At 68.3% G+C, this 20,646-nt stretch carries 18 protein-coding genes; 9 read left to right on the top strand and 9 right to left on the bottom strand.

The annotated features are described in order from the left end of the window. Positions 1 to 112: 112 nt before the first annotated feature. The 4 genes from E0H50_RS32665 to E0H50_RS32650 form a co-directional block, all read right to left on the bottom strand. Positions 113 to 748 (bottom strand): GAF and ANTAR domain-containing protein, encoded by a 636-nt coding sequence (locus tag E0H50_RS32665; RefSeq protein WP_131294935.1) that lies wholly within the window; start codon positions 746 to 748, stop codon positions 113 to 115. A 103-nt stretch (positions 749 to 851) separates the two neighbouring features. Then, a complete protein-coding gene (locus E0H50_RS32660) occupies positions 852 to 1,679 on the bottom strand; it encodes a carbohydrate ABC transporter permease (protein WP_131294843.1) in 828 nt (275 codons plus the stop codon). A gap of 26 nt (positions 1,680 to 1,705) precedes the next feature. Then, the gene (locus tag E0H50_RS32655) at positions 1,706 to 2,695 is read right to left on the bottom strand and encodes a carbohydrate ABC transporter permease (protein WP_238151511.1); all 990 of its coding nucleotides are present in this window, start codon (positions 2,693 to 2,695) and stop codon (positions 1,706 to 1,708) included. Between the two features lie 12 nt (positions 2,696 to 2,707). Further along, positions 2,708 to 4,051 (bottom strand): extracellular solute-binding protein, encoded by a 1,344-nt coding sequence (locus E0H50_RS32650; protein WP_131294841.1) that lies wholly within the window; start codon positions 4,049 to 4,051, stop codon positions 2,708 to 2,710. Between the two features lie 243 nt (positions 4,052 to 4,294). Between E0H50_RS32650 and E0H50_RS43205 the strand changes: the two genes are divergently transcribed. After that, positions 4,295 to 4,438 carry a GPGG-motif small membrane protein gene (locus tag E0H50_RS43205; RefSeq protein ID WP_165547375.1) on the top strand — a complete coding sequence of 48 codons (144 nt, stop codon included), beginning with the start codon at positions 4,295 to 4,297 and terminating at the stop codon, positions 4,436 to 4,438. A 55-nt stretch (positions 4,439 to 4,493) separates the two neighbouring features. Continuing rightward, on the top strand, positions 4,494 to 5,030 hold the full coding sequence (locus tag E0H50_RS32645) for a GNAT family N-acetyltransferase (protein ID WP_131294840.1): 537 nt from the start codon (positions 4,494 to 4,496) through the stop codon (positions 5,028 to 5,030). A 795-nt stretch (positions 5,031 to 5,825) separates the two neighbouring features. Here E0H50_RS32645 and E0H50_RS44565 read toward each other — a convergent pair. Next, positions 5,826 to 6,146, bottom strand: coding sequence for a hemerythrin domain-containing protein (locus E0H50_RS44565; RefSeq protein WP_420323267.1), 321 nt, complete (start codon positions 6,144 to 6,146; stop codon positions 5,826 to 5,828). A 6-nt stretch (positions 6,147 to 6,152) separates the two neighbouring features. Further along, positions 6,153 to 6,350, bottom strand: coding sequence for a hypothetical protein (locus E0H50_RS32635; protein ID WP_131294838.1), 198 nt, complete (start codon positions 6,348 to 6,350; stop codon positions 6,153 to 6,155). A gap of 66 nt (positions 6,351 to 6,416) precedes the next feature. Here E0H50_RS32635 and E0H50_RS32630 point away from each other — a divergent pair, with 66 nt between their 5' ends. Together E0H50_RS32630 and E0H50_RS32625 are read left to right on the top strand one after the other, a co-directional pair. Next, positions 6,417 to 6,749: a hypothetical protein gene (locus E0H50_RS32630; protein WP_131294837.1), complete on the top strand. Its 333-nt coding sequence runs from the start codon at positions 6,417 to 6,419 to the stop codon at positions 6,747 to 6,749. A 2-nt stretch (positions 6,750 to 6,751) separates the two neighbouring features. Further along, complete coding sequence (locus E0H50_RS32625; RefSeq protein ID WP_131294836.1) at positions 6,752 to 8,443, top strand: SulP family inorganic anion transporter; 1,692 nt, start codon at positions 6,752 to 6,754, stop codon at positions 8,441 to 8,443. On the opposite strand, the gene E0H50_RS32620 is transcribed toward E0H50_RS32625, so the two are convergent. After that, positions 8,408 to 8,947 (bottom strand): GNAT family N-acetyltransferase, encoded by a 540-nt coding sequence (locus E0H50_RS32620; protein WP_131294835.1) that lies wholly within the window; start codon positions 8,945 to 8,947, stop codon positions 8,408 to 8,410. The genes E0H50_RS32625 and E0H50_RS32620 overlap by 36 nt on opposite strands. Before the next feature lie 247 nt (positions 8,948 to 9,194). Here E0H50_RS32620 and E0H50_RS32615 point away from each other — a divergent pair, with 247 nt between their 5' ends. The 4 genes from E0H50_RS32615 (at position 9,195) to E0H50_RS32600 (ending at position 13,004) form a co-directional block, all read left to right on the top strand. Next, a complete protein-coding gene (locus E0H50_RS32615) occupies positions 9,195 to 9,698 on the top strand; it encodes a glycosyl hydrolase family 65 domain-containing protein (RefSeq protein WP_131294834.1) in 504 nt (167 codons plus the stop codon). Positions 9,699 to 9,804: 106 nt separating this feature from the next. Further along, positions 9,805 to 10,599, top strand: coding sequence for a hypothetical protein (locus E0H50_RS32610; protein ID WP_131294833.1), 795 nt, complete (start codon positions 9,805 to 9,807; stop codon positions 10,597 to 10,599). A 42-nt stretch (positions 10,600 to 10,641) separates the two neighbouring features. Beyond that, the gene (locus E0H50_RS32605) at positions 10,642 to 11,670 is read left to right on the top strand and encodes a hypothetical protein (protein ID WP_131294832.1); all 1,029 of its coding nucleotides are present in this window, start codon (positions 10,642 to 10,644) and stop codon (positions 11,668 to 11,670) included. 557 nt (positions 11,671 to 12,227) lie between these two features. Continuing rightward, the gene (locus tag E0H50_RS32600) at positions 12,228 to 13,004 is read left to right on the top strand and encodes a phytanoyl-CoA dioxygenase family protein (RefSeq protein ID WP_131294831.1); all 777 of its coding nucleotides are present in this window, start codon (positions 12,228 to 12,230) and stop codon (positions 13,002 to 13,004) included. Between the two features lie 4 nt (positions 13,005 to 13,008). On the opposite strand, the gene E0H50_RS32595 is transcribed toward E0H50_RS32600, so the two are convergent. Further along, positions 13,009 to 15,789: a WD40 repeat domain-containing protein gene (locus E0H50_RS32595; RefSeq protein WP_131294830.1), complete on the bottom strand. Its 2,781-nt coding sequence runs from the start codon at positions 15,787 to 15,789 to the stop codon at positions 13,009 to 13,011. A gap of 65 nt (positions 15,790 to 15,854) precedes the next feature. On the opposite strand from E0H50_RS32595, the gene hrpB reads away from it, so the two are divergent. Continuing rightward, positions 15,855 to 18,368 carry an ATP-dependent helicase HrpB gene (gene hrpB, locus E0H50_RS32590; RefSeq protein ID WP_131294829.1) on the top strand — a complete coding sequence of 838 codons (2,514 nt, stop codon included), beginning with the start codon at positions 15,855 to 15,857 and terminating at the stop codon, positions 18,366 to 18,368. A gap of 348 nt (positions 18,369 to 18,716) precedes the next feature. Here the strand turns inward: hrpB and E0H50_RS32585 are convergent, their stop codons facing one another. After that, on the bottom strand, positions 18,717 to 20,156 hold the full coding sequence (locus E0H50_RS32585) for an IS1380 family transposase (protein WP_272948537.1): 1,440 nt from the start codon (positions 20,154 to 20,156) through the stop codon (positions 18,717 to 18,719). Between the last annotated feature and the right edge of the window lie 490 nt (positions 20,157 to 20,646).

The following is a 20,646-nucleotide window of genomic DNA, read 5'->3' as shown; positions in this document are numbered from 1 at the left end:
CCTGGCGGGCCGGGAGCGCTCAACATCCGGTTCCAGATCTATCGGCAACGGTTGCAGCGCGAGCTGGATTCCGAGGATCACGTCGTACAGGGATCAGATCACCAGGGCTAGGTCAGACCTTGGGGAGGCGGCGGCTGTCGATGAGTTGCTGGGCTACCTCGCGGAGCTTGGTGTTGGTGTCCTGGGAGTAGCGGCGGAGGACCTCGAAGGCACGGTCGCTGTCCAGGTCGTAGCGCTCCATCAGGATCCCCATCGCCTGGCCGACCAGCTTCCGGGCGTCGACGGCGACCATCAGGCTCTCCTCGCGGCGTGCGGTCGCGACGGCGACCGCCGCGTGCCGGGCGAGAATGTGGGCGATGGCCTCCTCGTCCACCCCGAACGCCTCCGGGCGACGGCTGTACAGGCCCAGGACGCCGACGGCGCCGAATCCGGTCCACAGCGGAACGTCGAGGACACTGCGAACCCCGAGCTCGAGAACCTTCTTGGTCCACTCCGGCCAGCGGGTCTCTTCGACGAGGTCCGGGATCGAGACGGTGGCGCGGTCGCGCATGCACTCCGCCAACGGTCCCTCGTCGCCGGCCATCTGGAACCGGTAGATCTCGGCGACGGCCGGGTCGGTGACGGCGGGCACCTCCGGGCGCCCGCCGGCGGTGTGCAGCGCGACACCGGCGTACTCGCAGTTCAGCGCCTGCAGCGCGAACTCGACCAGCGCCTCGACCGTCTCGTCCACGCCCGACGCGTCATGCATCTCCAGAGCGAGCCGCGAGAACCTGTCAGCGGCCGATCCAAGGTCCGTCACGTGCCCATGATGCACCGCGCCGGGCGCGGAACGCAGCAGGCCGGCGTGTGGGTCATTTGATACCCGCGAGGCGGACGCCGTTGACGATGTAGCGCTGGAAGATGAGCACGAGCAGGATCGTCGGCAGCGCGGCCAGCGTCGATCCGGCCATCAGCAGGCCCCACTCGTTACCGCGGGCCGAGCGGAACGTCGCGAGGTACTGCATGATCTGGGTCAGGTCGGGGTTCGACACGACCAGTACCGGCCAGACGTAGGAGTTCCAGTACCCGAGGAACGAGGCGATGCCGACGACGACGAACGGCCCGAGCGACTGCGGTACGAAGATCTGCAGGAAGATCTGCCACCGGGTCGCGCCGTCGATGAGCGCGGCCTCCTCCACGGCGGCCGGCATGTTCAGGTAGAACTGCCGCAGGAAGAACATCTGCCCGCTCGCCGCGACGCCGGGGATGATCAGTACTGCCAACGTGTCGAGCATGCCGAGCTTGCTGACGACCACGAACGACGTCAGCAGGATCGCCATCGCCGGGACGAACATCGGCGTGATGCAGACCAGCCACCACAGCCGCTTGCCGGCGAACTCGAGGCGGGCGAACGCGTACGCCGCCATCGAGTTCACCACCAGACTCGCCACGGTGAAGATCACGGCGCCGACGAAGGTGATGACCATCGCCCGGACGAACGCCGGGTCCGCGAGGATCAGGCGGTAGTTGTCGAGCCGCCAGACGTCGGGGAAGAACTGGAACGGGGTGCGCAGTACCTCGTTCTGGCCCTTGAACCCGGAGATCGCCATCCACGCGAGCGGAAACAGCGAGGTCACGGCGATCCCGGCGACCAGCAGGTAGGACAGGAGCCGGCGTGGGGCGTACCACGAGCGGTTCATCGGAGGGTCCTTTCGGTGACGCCGGCTCAGGCGTCCGACGACTTCTCGGAGCTGACGACCCGGAAGATGATGAGCGAGATGGTGCCGATGACGAGGAACAGCAGCAGCGCCGCCGTGAGGGAGTAGCTCGTCGCGTACGGCGTGGCGTCGCGGAAGCTGTTGAAGATGTAGAGGTTCGGGGTGTTGGTCGCGTTGACGGGGCCGCCGTTCGTCATCACGAGCGGAAGCTGGAACTCCTGGATCGTCAGCGTCAGCCCGGAGACGAGCAGGAACAGGATGACGCTGCGCAGCGACGGGACGGTGATGTAGCGGGTGCGCTGCCAGAAGTTCGCGCCGTCGAGCCTGGCCGACTCGAAGTAGCTGTCCGGGATGTCGAGGATGCCGGCGAGCATGATCAGCGTCGAGACGCCGAAGCCGAGCCAGATCGCCGGGATCGCCACGGCCGGCAGTGCGGTCGACGCCGTGTTGAGCCAGGCGAGCGGGCCCTGGCCGAACAGCCCGATGAACCAGTTCGCGAACCCTTCGTCCTGGTAGATGAACACGAAGATGATCGCCGCGACGACGCTCGAGACGACCGCCGGCACGTAGACGGTCGTCTTCATGAACGCCGCCATCCGCTTCGACAGCGTCGCGATGAAGCTCGCGAAGAGCAGCGCGAGCACCAGGATCGTTGGCACCACCATCAGGGCGAACTTGAGACCGACCCAGAGCGACTCGTAGAACTCCGGGTCGGTCAGCACGTACTTGTAGAAGTCGAACCCGACGAACTCGGCGTCCTTGTAGAAGCTCATCTCGAAGAAGCTCAGGTAGAACGCGTAGACGAGCGGCCAGATGACGAAGATGCCGAGCAGGACGACCATCGGCGTGATCATCAGGTACGCCGTGAGGTGGGCGCGCAGGTGCCGCGGTACCTGTTCGGTGATCTTCCGGGGACGCCGGCGCCGGCGCGGCGACGTACCGCCCGGGCCGGCCGGGTCACCGGCCCGGGTCGTCGGCTGGGCCGGCGTGTCGATCATGGACATACTGTGTCAGCCCTTCGGTGCCGTGCCCTTGAGACGCTGCTGCTTGATGACGCGGTCGATCGCGTCGCTCGCCTTCTGCGTCGCCGCCGGGATGTCGGACTTGCCCTTCATGACGGACTCGATCGCGGTCGCGAAGGCCAGCGAGATGTCGAACGGGTACGCCGGCTCGGCCTTGCCGGTCGCGACCACCTTGTCGCTGATGATCTTCATGAACGGGTCGGCCGTGGCCGCCGGGTCACTCGCGAGCGCCTGGTCGACCGACGTACGCACGGTGTACTTCGAGAAGCCGCTCTGCCGGAAGAAGTCGGCCATGATCGCCGGGTCGCCCGCGAGCAGGTACTCGATGAACTTCGCCGCCGCTTCCTTGTGCTTGGACTTCGCGTCGACCGTCAGCGTCCAGCCGCCGAGCGTCGCGGTCGGCTTGCTCGGATCGCCGTCCACGGACGGGAAGGGCGCGACCGCGGTGTTCTTGATCATCGCCGGGAAGCTCTGCTTGAGCTGGCCGACCGCCCACGAGCCGTTGGCCATCATCGCGACCTGGCCCTGACCGTACGGCGTCGCGTCGGGGTACCCGACCTTCGGCTGCTGCGGGATCCAGCCCTTCTGGAACAGGGTCTGGTAGAACTCGAAGAGCTTCGTGTAGCACGGGTCCTTCGCGTTCGCGGCGGACCAGTCGTCGTTGATCGGCAGGTGGCCGCACGCGTTGTACTGCAGGCCCCAGCTGGACCAGCCGAGGTCGGGCGCGACAGACGCGATCGACATCCCCTTGACGGTGCCCTTCGTCAGCTTCTCGGCCCAGGTGAGCAGCTCGTCCCAGGTCTTGGGCGGCGTGTTCGGGTCGAGACCGGCGGCCTTGGCGAGGTCGGTGCGGTAGTACAGCACGGTCGACGGTTCGACGAGCATCGGGTACGCGTAGTGCTTGCCGCCGACCTGGACGAAGCCGGAGACGTTCTCCTTGATGTCGCTCCACGCCTTGTCCGGCAGCATCCCGTCGAGCTCGGCGAACTGGCCGTTCGCGACGCCGGCGGGAATGCCGCCGTAGTTCGTCGTCGCGACATCGGGTTGGGTGCCGGCGGCCTGCGCGGCCTTGAGCTTCTGCTGCCACGTGTCCCCGGGGACGACCTGGTACTTGACCTTCACGTCGGTCTGCGACGCGTTGAACTTGTCGACGTACGTCTTGAACCACTTCTGCTGGTACGGCTCGAACTGCGACTGCCAGAAGGTGATCTCGGCCGGCCCGCCGTTGCCCCCGGAACTGCCCGGGGTGCCGGAATTCGAGCTGCAGCCCGCGAGGGCGATCAACGCGGCCACGGTGGCTGCTGCGACGATCCTGAGTCTCCGTTGACGCATGTCGATGCTCCCTTGACGCCTAGTTCCTGCAACGCTGCTCACGCGAGGGAGTGTTGCAGAAATCGATTTCCCAGACAATGGTCTGGGGGCTGGTTATGAAGAAGTTGCAGAAGGCACTGGATCCGGACCGGCTCCCTACTGTGCGTCACCAGGTTTGTCCGGGAGAGACGCGGGCACCGAAGAGGTCTGCACGGGGATTCAACCTGCCGGGTCCGAAGCCCGGCTCTGGAAAGGGGAAGGACCATGGAATTCATTCTGTGGATCATCGCCGTGATCCTCGTCATCTCCGGGATCGTGTCGCTGTTCCGTGGCCAGATGATCTGGGGCGCCGCACTGATCGTGCTCGGCCTGCTGGTCGGCCCAGGTGGCGTCAGCCTCTTCACCTGACGCCCACCGTCGCCCCACGCTGCCACTGCGTGGGGCGACGTTTAGGGTTCGTGGTGTGTACAGCAGCGTGTCCCTGCCGGTGGAGGCCACAGAGTCGGCTCCCGCTCTGCGTCTTCGTCCGTGGCGTGCGGCGGACATCGACCAGCTGATCGAGATCTGCCGGGATCCAGGTCTGCGGCGCTACACGAGCGCTTCCGTGGACAGCACTGCGGACGGTGTGCGGTGGGTGGAGACACAGGACTCGGGGTGGGCGGCCGGGCAGCGGTTCAGTTTCGCCGTGGTCGGCGACGAGCGCGTGCTCGGCAACGTCGTACTGAAGGAGTTCGCCGACGGCGGGGCGACGGCCGAGGTGGGCTATTGGATCGCGGCGTGGGCTCGCGGGCAGGGCCTGGCGCCGCGTGCGCTCGACGTACTCACGCAGTGGGCGGGGGAGACGTTCGTGGCGCTCGAACGGCTTGTCCTGCTTCATCAGGTGGACAACGTCGCCTCGTGCAGAGTCGCGCAGAAGTGCGGCTTCGCCTTGGAGCAGACACTGACGCCCGCGCCACCGAGATTCCCACTCGAAGGACACCTCCACGTACGCCGTCGGTGAGTAGGTGTCAGCGGGAACCTTCGAGGGGGAGGGGGTGGGAGGGCGGCGGCTGGGCTGCTGGACCAGAGGGTTTCGCGGCGCTTGGCGTAAGGGCCGCCGAGGAGGTGGAGGAGGACGAAGCGGGGGGCGGCGGGGAGGACGGTGACGATGCGGGCGCGGTCCTCGGGGGTCGCGTTGTCGAGGACCCAGTGGCCCTCCATCGCCAGGTGCATCAGGGTTTCCTCGGACGAACGCGCGATGGCCGAGGTCCTGCCACTCGTCGTACGACAGGAGTTACGGGCTCTCCTGTCGGATGTGTGGGCGGCGATCAACCCGGTCCGGGATCAGGCAACAGGCAATGGTGGGTGGGCACCTGGTATTGCCTGTCCCCAGTCACCATTGCCTGTTCCCGGTCCCCAGTGCGTGTTCTCGGTTGCCGCTATCGGTCGGGTGTATCGAGTCGTGGGTTTCGGCGGTGTCCCTTGGCGGTGTGTGGTGTCGTCGGAGCGGGCGAGCTGTCTTGGTGGGAAAGAAACGATCTGCAACTTTGTTTCCCCGCTCTTCGGGATTCGCCCCTGGGTCGGGCAGTAGAGCAAACCCACACCTGCCCACCCACGACTTCCCCGGGGCACGACTTACCGGGGGCCGCGGGGCTCCCCAAACTGGTTTGGGGTGGATCACCTGCCGTTTTCGGGGTGCGGGGCTGCCCGAACTGGTTTGGGGAGCCCTGTGCAGCGACCTGGGTTTGCGGGGGTGTGCGGCGGCTCGGCAGGTAGGGCACCGGTGGGACGACGTACGCGCCGGGCGCGGTCACGCTCAGGTGCACTGCCCAGCCCCTCGGCACGTCCTGTCGAGAACGCATACTCCGCCGCCCGGGCCGTGCCAACCACCCACATAACAGACACAAGAGCGGAGCTTCGCGACGACCGGCATCATCTCCTCCTCCTCGCGCGCAAGGTGGGGGAGCAGTACGGTCTGCAAACGGGTCAGCCGGTCGAGCAGCTCCGATGCGGGTATGGTGCCCGCGCCGAACGGTTCGCCGGCGTCCTCGATGTCCCGCATCGGCCGGCCGATACTTCGGTGGTCGCCGTCCATCTGGTCGAGCAACGTCCCGGCCGCCGGGGCGCGCCGCCGGATCTCCGGTCAGACGTGTTCGTCCTCGCCGTGGTGATGCCGGTGCAAGGTGTGCGTCAGCCAGACCACGTGCTCGCCGATCGCCTGCCGGCGCGATTCGGTGAGCAACTCGGGGTCGGAGGCAACTATTCGAACGCGTTCGAGGTCGCGGCGCAACGCCGAGTGCACGATCCGCATGTCGTCGATATCAGCTGGTCGATCCTTCATGTCCCCCTGGTCTCCGGAGTTCGATCGGCCTCGACAAGAGTGCCGGGCTCGCGCCATAGTCACTGAATGCGATCGGTCAGGTATCTCGTCCCGCTGACCCTGGTCGGCTCGACGGGGGTCGGTGCGGTCCTGTGGAAGTCGACGGGGGACTGGCGCTGGGTGGTCACGGGTTTGCTGGTCGCGCTGATGTTGCTGGCCCTGGCAGGTGGTGTGGCGGCGTTTCTGGGGACGGATGATCTGGACGTGGGCCCGGGATTCGTGTTGATCCTGGTGGTCCTGGTCGGCCTCGGCCCGCTGGCCGCGCTGATGCTGTGGACGTGGACCGGTGAAGCGGAGTGGGCTCTGGGCCTGCTCCTCCCGGTGCTCGGCGTCATCGTCTTCGGGACCCTGGCCGGCTAGGGATGTCGATTCCGGGAGTCGTGACCCTGCGGGCGTACCAGCGGGCCTGGTTGCGGTCAGATGTGGTCGCGGGGCTGACCGTGGCCGCGTACTTCGTTCCGCAGGTGATGGCGTACGCGCAGCTGGCCGGTCTGCCGGCGGTGACCGGGTTGTGGGTCGCGCTGGGTCCGCTGGTGCTGTACTTCCTGCTCGGATCGTCCCGCCTGATGTCGCTCGGGCCAGAGTCCACGACCGCGCTGCTGACCGCGACCGCGATCGGTCCGCTGGCCGCCGGTGATCCGGCTCGCTTCGCGGCGCTGGCCGCCGTACTGGCGTTGCTGGTCGGTGCGATCTGTGTGATCGGCTGGGCGGCACGGTTGGGGTTTCTGGCGGACCTGCTGTCCAAACCGGTGCTGATCGGCTACCTGACCGGGATCGCCGTTATCATGATCGCCGGTCAGCTGGGACGACTGACCGGCGCTCCGGTCGACGGTGACAGACCGTCGGCCGAGATCGTGTCCGCGATCCAGCTGATCGGCCAGTGGCAGGCCGCCCCCGTGGTCATGTCCGTGACGGCGCTGGTGCTGCTGTTGGCGCTGGCCAAGTGGATGCCGCGACTGCCGGGGCCGCTGGTGGTTGTCGCGATTGCGTCGGTGGTGACCTGGGCGGCCGGTTTGGACGACAGGGGAGTCGCGACGGTCGGGTCGGTGCCCAGCGGTTTGCCGGTTCCACATCTGCCGGCGTTGTCGTTTCACGACATCGGCCTGCTGGCGCTGCCGGCTGTGGGCGTCACGCTCGTCGGGTACACCGACACAGTGCTCACCGGGCGCGCCTTCGCCGGTCGCGGTGGCGGGCAGATCGAGCCTGGCCGGGAGTTGCTCGTGCTCGGGCTGGCCAATCTGTCGGCGGGCCTGCTGCGCGGCTTTCCGATCAGCAGCAGCGGCAGCCGGACGGCTCTGGCGGAGGCGTCCGGCGCGAAGAGCCAGGTGTACTCCTTGGTGGCGGCGGCGACGATCGTGGCGACCTTGCTGTTCGCCGGACCGCTGCTCGCCACGTTCCCGATCCCCGCGCTCGGTGCGTTGGTCGCGTACGCCGCGCTGCGGTTGATCGAACTCGGCGAATTCCGCCGCATCGGGGCCTTCCGGCGTACCGAGTTGTGGCTGGCGCTGGCCACGACGGTCGGCGTGATCGCGCTCGACGTCCTGTACGGCGTACTCGTCGCGGTCGCCCTGTCAGTGCTCGACGTACTGCGCCGGGTCGCCCGCCCGCACGACGGCGTACTGGGGTATGTCCCCGGGATCGCGGGGATGCACGACATCGACGACTACCCCGACGCGCGCCCTGTGCCCGGGCTGGTCGTCTACCGGTACGACTCGCCGCTGTTCTTCGCGAACGCCGACGACTTCCACCGGCGCGCCCTGGCCTCGGTGGACGACGCGCCCACCCCGGTCCGGTGGCTCCTACTGAACGCCGAGGCCAACGTCGAGATCGACATCACCGCCATCGACGCCCTGGACGCCCTCCGCGAAGAACTGGAGGCCCGCGGCATCGTCCTCGCCCTGGCCCGCGTCAAACAGGACCTCCGCGACGACCTCGAAGCCGCCGGCTTCCTCGACCGCCTGGGCCCCGGCCGCCTCTTCTACACCCTCCCCACCGCAGTCGAAGCCTTCCACAGGGATTCAAGCGGACGGCAGGGTGGAGGGCCTCAGGCCTAGCCACTGTTCGGCGTCCCAGGCTTGAAACCGCTCTGCTTCGGTGAAGCCCAGCTTTGCGGCCAGTCGCATCGAGTTGGCGTTGGCGGTTTGGGTGGTGAGGACGATCGGCTTGCCGGGGAACGTGTCGTCGAACCAGGCGAGTGCGGCCGCGCAGGCTTCGGCGGCGTACCCGTGGCCCCATGCTCGCGGGAGGAACAGGTAGCCGAGGTCTGCCTTTCCCGCGGCCGCCGGGCGACGGTGCTCCGTTGCGGTCCTGACCAGGATCTGGCCGATCATCGCCCCGTCCAGCTCAACGACGAAGCTCCCCGGCCACTGCTCCGGCACCTCTGGCAGCGTGCGCTCGAGCTCGTCGCGCGGGCGAGGGCCGCCGAGATACGTGTGCACCTCCGGCGAGGCCAGCAGCTCGACGAATGTCGCGCGGTCGCGGGCCGCGGGCGCACGGAGCACGAGCCTCACGGTCTTGATCGGCTCCGGCGGCCAAGCGACATCCCTCAGCTGTGACATGCGCGCAGGCTAACAGCCCGACAGACCCTGAACGGGCGGAGTCGGTCTGATGGAATGGGTGGATGACTAGGACGGATTCACGGCCGGTGTTGCGGTTCGAGGGCTCGGAGAGGCAGGCGTTGTTCGGGGCGACGTACGAGGCGGCGCTGGAGAATCTGCTCGGGATCAACACGGTTCCGTACGGCGAGGTTCATGCCCGGAGCGGGTTGATGGAGCCGGCGGTGGGGATGGTTCGGGCTTGTGGGCGGTGGTCGAGAAAGATGCCGCAGGCAAGTTACAGGAGCAGCAGGACAGCCAGCAGTGGGACCAGGTGGTGTGGACCGTCGGAGCCTGGCACCACTATCTGGTGACCGGCGATCGTGAGTTCCTGCGGACCGCGTACGAGGTCGTGACGAACACCCTCGGCGTCCGCGAGCAGGCCACGGTCTTCGGCTACAACGCGCGGTACGGCCTCTTCACCGGTCCGTCGTTCTTCAACGACGGCGTGTCCAGCATCGACATGATGCACAGCGGTCTGTTCGGCCTGCGGTTCGACGATGCCGGCCTCACCTTCGCGCCGACCTTGCCGGCGGGCTGGGGCGACGTCACACTGAGCGGCCTCCGGTACCGCGACGCCCGCCTGACCGTGAAACTCCACGGCTCGGGCACCGCCATCCGCTCCTTCGAACTCGACGGCTCCCCGGTCCAGGAACACGGCGTACCCGCATCCGTGCACGGCGACCACACGATCGACATCCAGCTGGGACACTGATCGGCGCGAGCGTTCAGCCGATCGTGACGTACGGGCCGCTGATCGGCACCGACGATATGCTCGACGGCCCGAACAGAAGAACGCCGGCAAGACTGGGGAGTGTCTGGTGACCGAACCGCCTGAGCAGGGTTCCGGCTCGACGGTACTGGTGGTGACCGCGATGCGGCTGTCGAAGACGGCCCGGGCGGAGCTCAGCGAGCTGCTTGGCCCGGGCTACACCGTCGTCGACATGAGGTCCGCACCGAGCACGGCGAACATCGTGCTTGCGCCGGTCTCGAGCCCCATGGCCGTTGCCATTCTGCGGGGCGAGTTCCCGCAGGCGCGCATCCTGTTCACCGAACTGCAGGACGACGAGCGTGGCATCAACCTCGCCGGGCCGCTGTCGCGGATCGTCGCCCAGGCCCCCGACGGCTACTTCGTCGCCCAGTCGCTCGACGCACTGGGCCCAGTCATCCAGTCCGAAGCAAGACTCCAACTGGCCGGCAGCACTGGACGCACACCACTCACACTGTCGTTGACCACAGGCCTCCCGCTCCCTCAGCAGGCACCGGACCAGCACCCGCTGGACGAGACGGAGGTAGCTGGTTCTCCTGTGCAAGAGGCGACTGACACGGTAGCCGCGACCACCGTCCGCTGGGTCGATCGAGCATCCGGCTCCGCGCCACCAGGGCGATGGTTGGACCTTGAACCCATCGACGCCCTCGTCGCCCGCCTGGTCGGAACAGACGAACCCCGCCAAGACGTCCTCTGGGCGGCGCTGACCGCCGAGTGCGTCGTACGGCTCGCCGATGACCTGCCCGAAGACCTCCTCGTCGACATCGCAGGCCTGGAGCCGACGATCCGCGCCGAGCTACAGATCCGGATCGCCAGCGAACAGATCCCGCAGACGACCTGGCCGTAGCGCCCGCTGGTCTAGACCCCCTGGGCGGTGATGATGGGCGGCGTGCTCAAAAGCGAACGATGGTTTTCCTGGGGTTGGCTGTTCGTCGTGCTCGCGGTTCTGGCTGCCGGCGGCTATATCTGGTGGTCCAAGCAGGACCACCGCGAACGGGCCGCCTTGGGGCGGATCGTTCGCGCGGAGCCGTTCGAGGGCGGGCAAGAGACCGCGGTGATGACCCCGGCCGGCAAGGTGACCGTGCGGATCGGTGACCGGGTCAGCGAGCTGCCGGACGGTCAGGACGGACTGCCGAACCAGCTCCGGGCGCCCCGCAAGGGCAGCTTCGTCGGTATCAGCATCGACTCCGAGGACGGGGCGCGAACGGTGCTGCGCACGAACACGGCCACCGAGATCAAGCTGCCCGAGTTCACGTTGGTCGTCGGAGGACACCGGTACTCGCTGGACGACCTACGTCCCGACCGGATGAACTCGGACAGCACCATGATCGGCACCAAGTCCGGCTATCTGGCCATCGCCGGGACGACGGGGAACGCGCAGCTCGAGGTCGTGCACGACGGTGAGCGCGGCCTGTTCGGGATCTGGGGTGGCGCGACCGATCCGGGCCGTTTCGCGAACCTCGACGCCCAGGAGTTTCCCGTCGCCGAGGCGTCCTGCGGGGAACCGAGGGTGTCAGTCGCCTTCGCGCGGAGGGACCTGCGGCAGGCGTGCAGCGTCGGCGCCGTGCGAACGCAGTACGTCGCCGGTCTCGGTTGGTCGGCGGCGGGCACGGACTGGCTGGCCGTCTCCGTCCGTCTGCGGGTCCCCGTCATCCACGGAGACGACAGCAACCACTGGGACACCTACGAGCCGACCGGGCAGCCGGCCATTGCCTACTCGTTCGGTCAGGACAAGAAGCCGGCCGTGTCCACCTTCGGAACTGGCTCGGCCCCGATCCTGTTCGCCTCGGTCACCGAGCACTCGACCACCACCTTCGGCATCGGCCTGCGGTACGACGCGAAGCGGGACGAGTTCAGCACCCGGATCTCCGGCCCCAAGGCCATCAAGCTCGCCTCGACCTGGACGATCCCGATCTAGGTCCAACGCCGTTCGGGCAAGCGAGGGCAGAGTGTTGTCAAGCTGCTGAGACAGGACGTGGTGGGTGGGGACTTGGTATTGGCTGTGTCCAGTGACCGTTGCTTGTCTCAGGTCCCGGCCCGCGGCATCCCGTCGCGCCGACCCGGCCAGTTGTGAGCAGGGCGAGCCGGTTGCCCGCTGACCGAGGGTTGCCCGCTGACCGGCAAGGCAGCCGGGTGTTTGGTGGGTGGGCGTCTGAGATGGTGGGTCTGTGCCTGGTATCTGGGTTGCCAACCCGGCATCTCGGACGTCCACCCACCAAATGAGGCTCTTGTGCGGCATGTGTGGGTGGCTCTGCCGCACCTCGGCCGCACCGCAGGCACCGCCGGTGCCGCCGGTTCCTCGAGTCGTGGATTTCGGCGACCAAACGCGCGGTTCTTGACACGGCCGCCCTTCCCCTCACCGAACGGCGCTGGACCTGGGCCCTGCCGGAGGTTTAGCCGCGGTCCCACGCGGGATGGTGGTGGTGACGCCAGATCCGGAAGCGTTTCCATCATCATGAAGAAGAGGGCAGAGTGATGCTCGATCCTGTCGTCGGCAAAGGTCAGCTGACCGAGACCGACCGCTTCATCTTCGAGTCGTGGGGCTACTTCGTGATCCCCGACGTCCTGTCGAAGGACGAGGCCGCCGAGGCGTACGACGTGTCGCGGCGGCTGCACCAGGACCGCGATCGCGAGTTCGGGCAGATCGGCCGGACGTACGAGAACGAGCCGGTGCTCGAGCGGCTCATCGATCATCCGGACGTGCTGCCGAAGGTGCAGGGTCTGCTCGGCGACCGCTTCGTACTGCAGGCCGGCTGGAACACCATGCAGCCGGCGCACGCGGGGAACGGCCGCTGGCACCAGGACGGGTCGTCCGCGTTCGACTTCAAGGACCTGGGATACCCGGTTCCGTTGCTTCAGCTCCGCGTGTCGTTCCTGCTGACGGATCAGACGGTGCCCGGTATGGGCAACATGGAGCTGATTCCCGGCAGCCACCGCTCGCGGGTCGCTCTGCCTGACGCGGTCCGCGAGCCCAACGACGACATCGCGATCGGCCATGTCGTGTGCGCCGAGGCCGGGGCCGCCCTGGTGTTCCACAACGGTGTCTGGCATCGAACCTTCCGCCACGACGGCGACCAGGACCGCTACACGACGCACTACGTCTACAGCCCGCCGTGGGTCCGCCCGGCCGACCGCTTCGGCAACGACCCCGAGTTCCTCGAGCGCACCACACCCCTGCGGCGCGCTCTGATGGGCGAGTTCGCGCGACCCGATGCCCCGTTCGGCGCGAACTACGACCCGCTGCCCATCTGACGGGTTACCAGGGTTCGGTGTCGGTGCCGGTGGCCGCGATCCAGAGGGCGTGGAACGCGGAACTGGCCTGACCGTTGAAGTCGTCGTCCGGCAGTGCCGGGATCAGGTTCAGGACCGCGCCGAGATGACCGCATTGGGCGGCCTGCCGGACGAGCAACTGCGTCGGGTGCTCACGCCTGGCACGCGGCGTCTTCAGCACGGTGCCGTACTCGTCCACCAGCCCCGAGATCTCGGCAGGGCTCGGTCGGGGACCGCGGTCGCGTGCGGCGGCCTCGGCCCTCGCCAGCAGGTCCTCCCACGCGTACCCGTCGCCGAACACCTGCGCCCAGTCCCGTACGAGATCCGGACGCCCCAGGCTCGCGAGCACCTCCACGCCTTCCCAGCCGTCGAACCAGCCCTCCTCGAGATGCCCGAGGTACTCCTGTGAACCGTCCTCGGCGTAGGACACGTAGTCCGTCCCCGATGTGCTCTTCAGCGTGAACAGCTCGCGCGCGAGATCGTCCTGTCCTGTTCGCACCAGGTACGCCAGGAACGGTGTGGAGTAGAACGTCGACGGCGTGGTGGTGACGCCCTGCCAGACGGCGCGGGCGTCGTCGACGCGGCCGCATTCGATCAGCGCCCAGGCAACGGCCAGCCGATGCTCGCCCGGATTGGTCTCGGGCTCGATCGCGGCTCGCGCGCGGGCGAACCAGGCGTCGCCGCGGGCGGCATCACCGAGCGCGGTGTACGCGCCCCCGAGGGATGACGCGAGGAACGCCACGTTGTATTCGTTCAGTACGCCGTCGACATCGGCGTCCGTGATGGTGAAGACGGCCCGGGCCTCGTCGCGTCGCCCTGCAGCGGCGAGGATCAGCGCGACGTCCGCCGTACCGCGGAGTCGCTCGGCCGGAGTGGGAACGGCCGCCAGCAACTCCATCGCGCCTTGCGCTTCACCGCGCCGCGCACGCAGCCGGGCCGCGTAACGGAGGCTCTCGCTCACGTGGTGATCCCAGCCCGTATGCAACCGCCGGACCGACTCCAGTGCGACCTGGAACAGGTCCTCCACGGTCGCTGTGTTCGGCGGCGGCCACGTTTCGGCGGGCGCGGGCTCGGGTGCGCTCAGGAACGGTTCGAGGTAATCGTCGTACGGCGCTCCAAGGCGTGCTGCAGCGGTTGCGGCGTCCGGGACGATGTCCAGCTCGCCCCACCACGTCGGCCAGGCGTACCGGCGGTCGACCACCCAGGCGAGCAACTCGTCCAGATCGTCGCGCCGGTCGTCGGGTGCGACCACCAGTCCCGGTGCGAACGCCGCCGCCCAGGTGTCCTCGTCCAGCACGAACGAAGGGTCGCCGTGGTCCTCGTACTGCAGGTCGGCACCGATGTCCTCACCGTCGAGCTCGAGCGGACGGGCGGCGTACGGCTCCCGCAGGAACTGGTATTCGCCGAGCACGTCACCGGTCGAGGCCTCGATGAAACGCAGCCTGGTCCGGCCGGCCGCGACGATCACGCCGTCCGCACCCCAGAGCACACCGGCGATGTCCTCGGGTACGTCGAAGCTGTCGACGGCCTCCGGGTAGGCCCCGGGTGACCAGATCTCGATCTGATCGGCCGAGGTGAGGCAGGCCGCGAACTCGCCGTCCGGCGACCAGGCCCAAGCCGTGACATCGGGAAGCTCCCAGTCCGGTTCCTTCGGCGCCACGTGGAGATGGTGACTGCGCCCGTCGGGGTCGTGCACCACCACCCGAGGGAAATGGTGCTCGGTCAGGACCACGGCCAGCCGGCCACCAGCGCCCCAGGACAGGTGAGCCCCGGGCAGTCCCGGAAGCTCGCCCACGAGCCCGCCCGTCTGGGCGTCGGCGATCAGCAGCCGCCCGTCCAGATGAACCGCCAGCAGTCGCTCGTCAAGGCTCCAGGCCGGCGCTTGGCCGTGCGTCTCCGCTCCTTCGAGCCACACCACCTGACCGCTGCGTACGTCGATCGACGCCGCCCACTGACGTCGGCTGTACCCGTAGATCCGCGATCCGTCCCGTGACCAGAAGACCTGCTCGAAGAAGAACTCGTTCTCGCCGAGCCGCGCCTTGATCGCCGGCGGCAGGGTCTCGGCCAGCCACGCCGGCTGCGGCCCGTTCTCGTCGTACGCGTTGTAGAAGAACTCTTTCTGTTCGAGCGGAGCGATGCAGCCGTGCACCTCACGCGGCGCCCGCATCCCGATGTAGGCGTGCTTCCCGTCGGGCGCGAACGCGAACTCCGGCGGGCGCGATCCGCCATCGGTCACCGAGGCGTCGCCGATCGGCTCCTCGCCGTCCGGGCCGAACGGGTCCCACAACCCCACCATGTTCGTGTTGAACGCCAGCGCGACCCGCCGCCCATCGGGCGACCACTGAATGCTGCGCGCGTACCCGGGCCAGCCGACGCCACCGGGAACTCCGTCCAGTTTGTTGACGCAGCGCGCGGTGTCGAGCTCCCAGACCTGCAGTACGCCGCCGCGTTCGTAGTCGTCGCCGCACCACGAGCCGACCGCGAGGTAGCGCCCGCACGGGCTCAAGGCCAAGGCGTCGATCTCGACCAGGTGACCGTCGGGGTGGCGGAGTACCGCGCCCATCGACCTGATCCGTTCGGTCGCGAACCGGTGCGCGTCCGTCACGCCGTACTCCTGCTGGAGCTCGGCGAGCACTGTGCGCAGTGGAGGCAGATCACGGGACGGCTCGAACGCAGACCAGTCGGCGTTCTGCAGTGCCGTCAGGAACTGGTCAGGACCGTCCGCGGGCGGAGGGAGCTCGGCAAACCCAGGCAGCGAATTGTGCACCGCGGCACCCTAGGCCAAGACCGGTCCAAGGCTTGCCGCGAGTGGGCGTCGGTTAGCGTCAGGGCGTGTTGTTGCCTGAGTCGTCGGTGCCGGGGGCTGATCTGCCCGTCCGGGCGGTCCTGCCTGCCACGGTCGATGCGGTGCGTTCGCGCGGTACGGCGGTGCTGGTCGCGCCGCCCGGATCAGGCAAGACCTCGTTATTGCCGCTGGCATTGGGGGACGCGCTCGACGGCACGATCATCGTCGCCGAGCCGCGACGAATGGCGACCCGCGCGGCCGCCGCGCGACTGGCGACGTTGGTCGGCGAACCGCTCGGTCAGCGGATCGGCTACGCGATGCGCGGCGAAAGGAGCGGCGGCACAGGACTCCGGGTCGAGGTGGTGACGACTGGTCTCCTCGTACGGCGGCTGCAGCAGAACCCGGAGCTGCCGGGAGTCGCCGCGATCGTGATCGACGAGTGCCACGAGCGGCATCTCGACGCCGATCTGTTGCTCGCGTTCTGCGTCGACATCCGGGCGAATCTTCGCGACGACCTGACGATCGTGGCGACCTCGGCCACGGCGGACACGGTCCGGCTGAGTGGCGCGTTGGGCGTGGACGGTCCGGCCCCGGTGATCACCGCGTCTGCCGCGCTGTACGACGTGGCGGTCGAGTGGGCCCCACCGCCCGTCCCGGTGCCGCTGCTTCCCGGCGGGCGGGTCGACCCGCGGTTGCTGGATCACGTCGCAGCCGTCGTACGGCGTGCTCTGTCCGAGAACGACGGCGACATCCTCGTGTTCGTCCCGGGGGAGGCCGAGATCAACGGGGTGACTCGCCGGTTGGCCGGTGAGAATGTGCTGCCGTTGTTCGGTCGTCAGTCCAGGGCTGAACAGGACCGGGCGCTGGCGCCGGGTGCCGCTCGTCGGATCGTGGTGACGACGTCGGTTGCGGAGAGTTCGCTGACTGTGCCCGGGGTACGGGTGGTGGTCGACTCGGGGCTGGCCCGGGAGCCGCGGATGGATCAGTCCCGTGGTCTCGGTGCGTTGGTCACGTGCCGGGTCTCGAGGTCTTCGGCCGACCAGCGAGCAGGTCGCGCCGGGCGGGAGGCGCCCGGCCGGGTGTATCGGTGCTGGTCTGCGGCCGATCATGTCCATCTCGACGATCATCCGGCGCCGGAGATCGCCATCGCGGATTTGGCCTCCTTCGCGCTCGACCTGGCTGCTTGGGGTGCGCCTGGTGGTGCCGGTCTGACGTTGCTGGACGCGCCGCCGGCGGTGGCGATGACGGCGGCTACCGAGTTGCTGCGTCGACTTGAGGCGGTGGACGACAGCGGCCGGATCACCGAGCGGGGACGGCGGATGGCGGCGATCGGGGCGCATCCTCGGTTGGCGCGGGCGTTGCTGGACGGTACGCCGCGGGTCGGCGCCGACCGGGCACGCGAGATCGTCGCGATGCTCTCGGACGACTCCGGCCGCGACTTCGGCGACGACCTACCGGCCCGCTGGCGATCCCTCCGCCGCGGCGACAACCGCCCCGCCACAGCCCGCTGGCAAGAAGAAAAATCCCGTCTCACCCGAGCCACGCCAGGACATGAAGTTGGAGTGCGGGCGGCGGATGTTGTGGCGGAGGATCTTGTGGTGGGGGTTGTGGTGGGGCTGGCCTATCCGGAGCGGATTGGCCGGGTGCGGGGCGCGGAGTCGGCGACGTACCAGATGTCTGGTGGGACGGGTGCCGTGCTGGATCCGCAGTCGGCGTTGCGGAGCACGACGTGGCTGGCGATTGCGGCTGCGGATCGGGCGCCGGGGCGGGCCGACGCGAGGATCCGTTCCGCGGCGCCGATCGACGAGCAGACCGCGCGAGACATCGCCGGCGACCTCGTCTCGACCACCGACCAGATCCGCTGGGACGACGGCCGGATCGTGACCCGGCGCATCGAGGCCCTCGGCGCGATCGTCCTCAACGACACCCCGCTGGCAAAGCCCGACCCCGTACTCGTCCAAGCAGCCGTCCGCGACGGCATCCGCCGCACCGGCCTGTCCGTACTGCGCTGGTCGGACGCCGCCCTCGCCCTCCGGGAGCGCCTGGCGTTCTGCCACGCCCACCTCGGCGCCCCGTGGCCCGCAGTCGACGATGACGCCCTACTGACACACATCGACGAATGGCTAGGCACCGAACTCGCCTCCCTGCGAACCTCCCGCGACCTCGCCCACATCGACGTAACCTCGGCCTTCCGCCGACTACTCCCATGGCCCGCAGCATCCCGCTTCGCCGAACTCGCCCCCGAACGCCTCAAGGTCCCGTCCGGCTCCGAAGTACGACTCAAGTACGACGGCATCGAACCACCGGTGCTCGCGGTCAAACTGCAGGAAGTCTTCGGCTGGACCACCACCCCAGCCGTCGCCGACGGCCGCGTCCCGGTCGTGCTCCACCTACTCTCACCCGCCAGACGCCCAGTCGCGATCACTAGCGACCTCGCCTCCTTTTGGAAACAGGGCTACCCCCAGGTCCGAGCCGACCTACGAGCCCGCTACCCCCGCCACCCCTGGCCAGAAGACCCCCTCACCGCCATCCCCACCAACCGCCCCAAACCTCGGCAATAGAGCAGCCGGGGCGAGAGCACGGGCGGGTTGTGCTGCGGGTTTGTGCAGGTCGACAGTACGTATACGTCCACTGTCCGGCGATCTGGCTCGCCGGCCGGTGCGGACAGGCGGGTAGTAGATGTATACGTACTGTCGAGCTGCCGTTTTCGGCGGACTGCGGCTACCCGTGAGCGCGGTCGGCCGCTTGCCGGGGGAGCAGATACCTTCTAGCCTCGATGTTTCATGTGGCTGGTTGATGAGTGTTTGAGGGGTTGGGGTTTGAGGGGGATCGGGCTGGGCGTAGCGGGGCTCCGGCGCTGTGGTTCGCCGGTTTTCCGGGTCCTGGTTGTCGGGACGGGGTGTGGGTGTTCAGGTGGTTTGCAGGGTTGTCCAGCCGGTGTCGATGAGGTGGTTCCAGGGCCAGTCGCGGGGTAGCCGGAGATGGTTTCGGCGTGCGGTGCGGGTGATGCGGCCGGCGACGTGGAGGATCCGGAGGCGGAGCCGTTTGGGTTCCCAGCGGCGGGCGGGTTCGTGGTGGTCGAAAGCGAGGGTTTGGGTCCAGGTGAGCAGGTCGGCTGCGAGGGCGGCGATCTCGAGCCAGATCTGGTTGTGGGTGTAGCCGTGGAAGGGCAGGTTGCGCAGGCCGGTGTCCTTGAGGTTGCGGATGCGGTCTTCGGCGCGGGCGCGTTGCCGGTGCCGGACTTCGAGGTCCTGGATAGGCCAGCCGTGGCGCCCGGTCGGGTCGATACCGGTGTTGGTGGCGAAGCAGGTGATCCGCCAGCCGTTGTGGTCGGTCAGCCGGAGTTGGGCGCCGGGGTGCGGGCGTTCGCGGCGGGCGATGACCCGCATGGTGTGCGGCCAGTGCTGCGGACCGAACCGGGCCGGGGAACGGGTCGGCACGGTCGGGTCGGGCATCCAGTCGGTCAGGTCGGCGACCTGGGCACCCTCGCGCGGCGAACCGTCACCGTCGATGGCGTCGACCCAGGCGGTCTCGGGGATGGTCTCGATCGCGGCTTTCACGGTGTCCAGCGCGCCGAACCCGACCGAGTACTCCAGATCGAGGTCGGTGATGTGGTGCAGGAACGCCTTCGAGCTGCCGCCGGCGTCAGCGCGGACCAGCACCTGGGACCGCTCGGTCTCTGGCAGCTGTAGCAGCGCGGCGTCCAGGCAGGTGATGTGATCGGCGGCGTTGCCCGGCGCCGCGTTGCCCGGCCGCAGGTCCACGGCCAGTACTTCACCGGTGCCGTGCTCGCCGTGATCAACGAACGCGCACATCGGCGCGAACCCGAACCCCTTCTTATAGGTCGGCGCGGCACGCTCCTTGTCCGAATGCGCACCCACCAGCGTGGCGTCCAGGTCCACGATCACCAGACCGCCGTCCCGGCTCCCCGCAGCACCGGCCAGCGGACGACGCCGCGCCCACACCGCCGCCCACACCGCCGCCCGCGCTTTCGCCCGCGCGGCCCGGATCGCCGGCAACACCTGCCCGGCATCCGCGGCCAGCCGCGCGATCACCCGCGACACCGTCGGATCCGAGGCCACCGGCCCGAACAGGTCCGGCTGGGCCCGCACGACCGCCACATCAGCCGCACAGTCACCACCCAGGGCAACCGCCAGCGCGAGATCGACCAGCACCTTGCCCGGATCGTGCGTTGCCCGCTCAGACCGCCACGGAGCCACCGCGGCCGACAGCGCACGCTGCAGCCCTGACACCCGAACCGTCTGCTGCAACAACAACCCACCAGCCGACGACACCAACGCCTCACGGACCGGATCCAAAACCACACCACGAACCACGCTAAGCTTCACCTACGGAGTGCCTTTCCAGCAGGGACCTTCTTGAGCTTCGACAACCCAAGAATCCCAGCCAGGACAGGCACTTCCGTGCGTTACGCGCCGTACTCAACCACCACAAGGTGAAATCTCGAGGCTAGGTGCTGCGGACAGGAAATATCGGCTCTCCTGTCCGATGTGTGGGTGGTGATCACCCGGTCTGGGATCAGGGAACAGGCAATGGTGGGTGGGCACCTGGTATTGCCTGTCCCCAGTCACCATTGCCTGTTCCCGGTACGCCGGTGCGTGTCGTCGGAGCGAGTGAGCTGTCTTGTCGGGAAAGAAACTGTCGCGATCTGCAGGCAGCTTCCCCCGCTGTCCGGGGTTTGCCCCTGGTCCGGGCAGCAGAGCAAACCCACACCTGCCCACCCACGACTTCCCGGGGGTACAGAGCTCCCCAAACCGGTTTGGGGACGATGACGTGCCGTTGTGGGGGTGCAGGGCTCCCCGAACTGGTTTGGGGCGG

The organism is Kribbella sindirgiensis (assembly GCF_004331435.1).
Classification (GTDB): Bacteria; Actinomycetota; Actinomycetes; order Propionibacteriales; family Kribbellaceae; genus Kribbella; species Kribbella sindirgiensis.
This window is presented reverse-complemented; position numbering and strand designations above follow the sequence as displayed.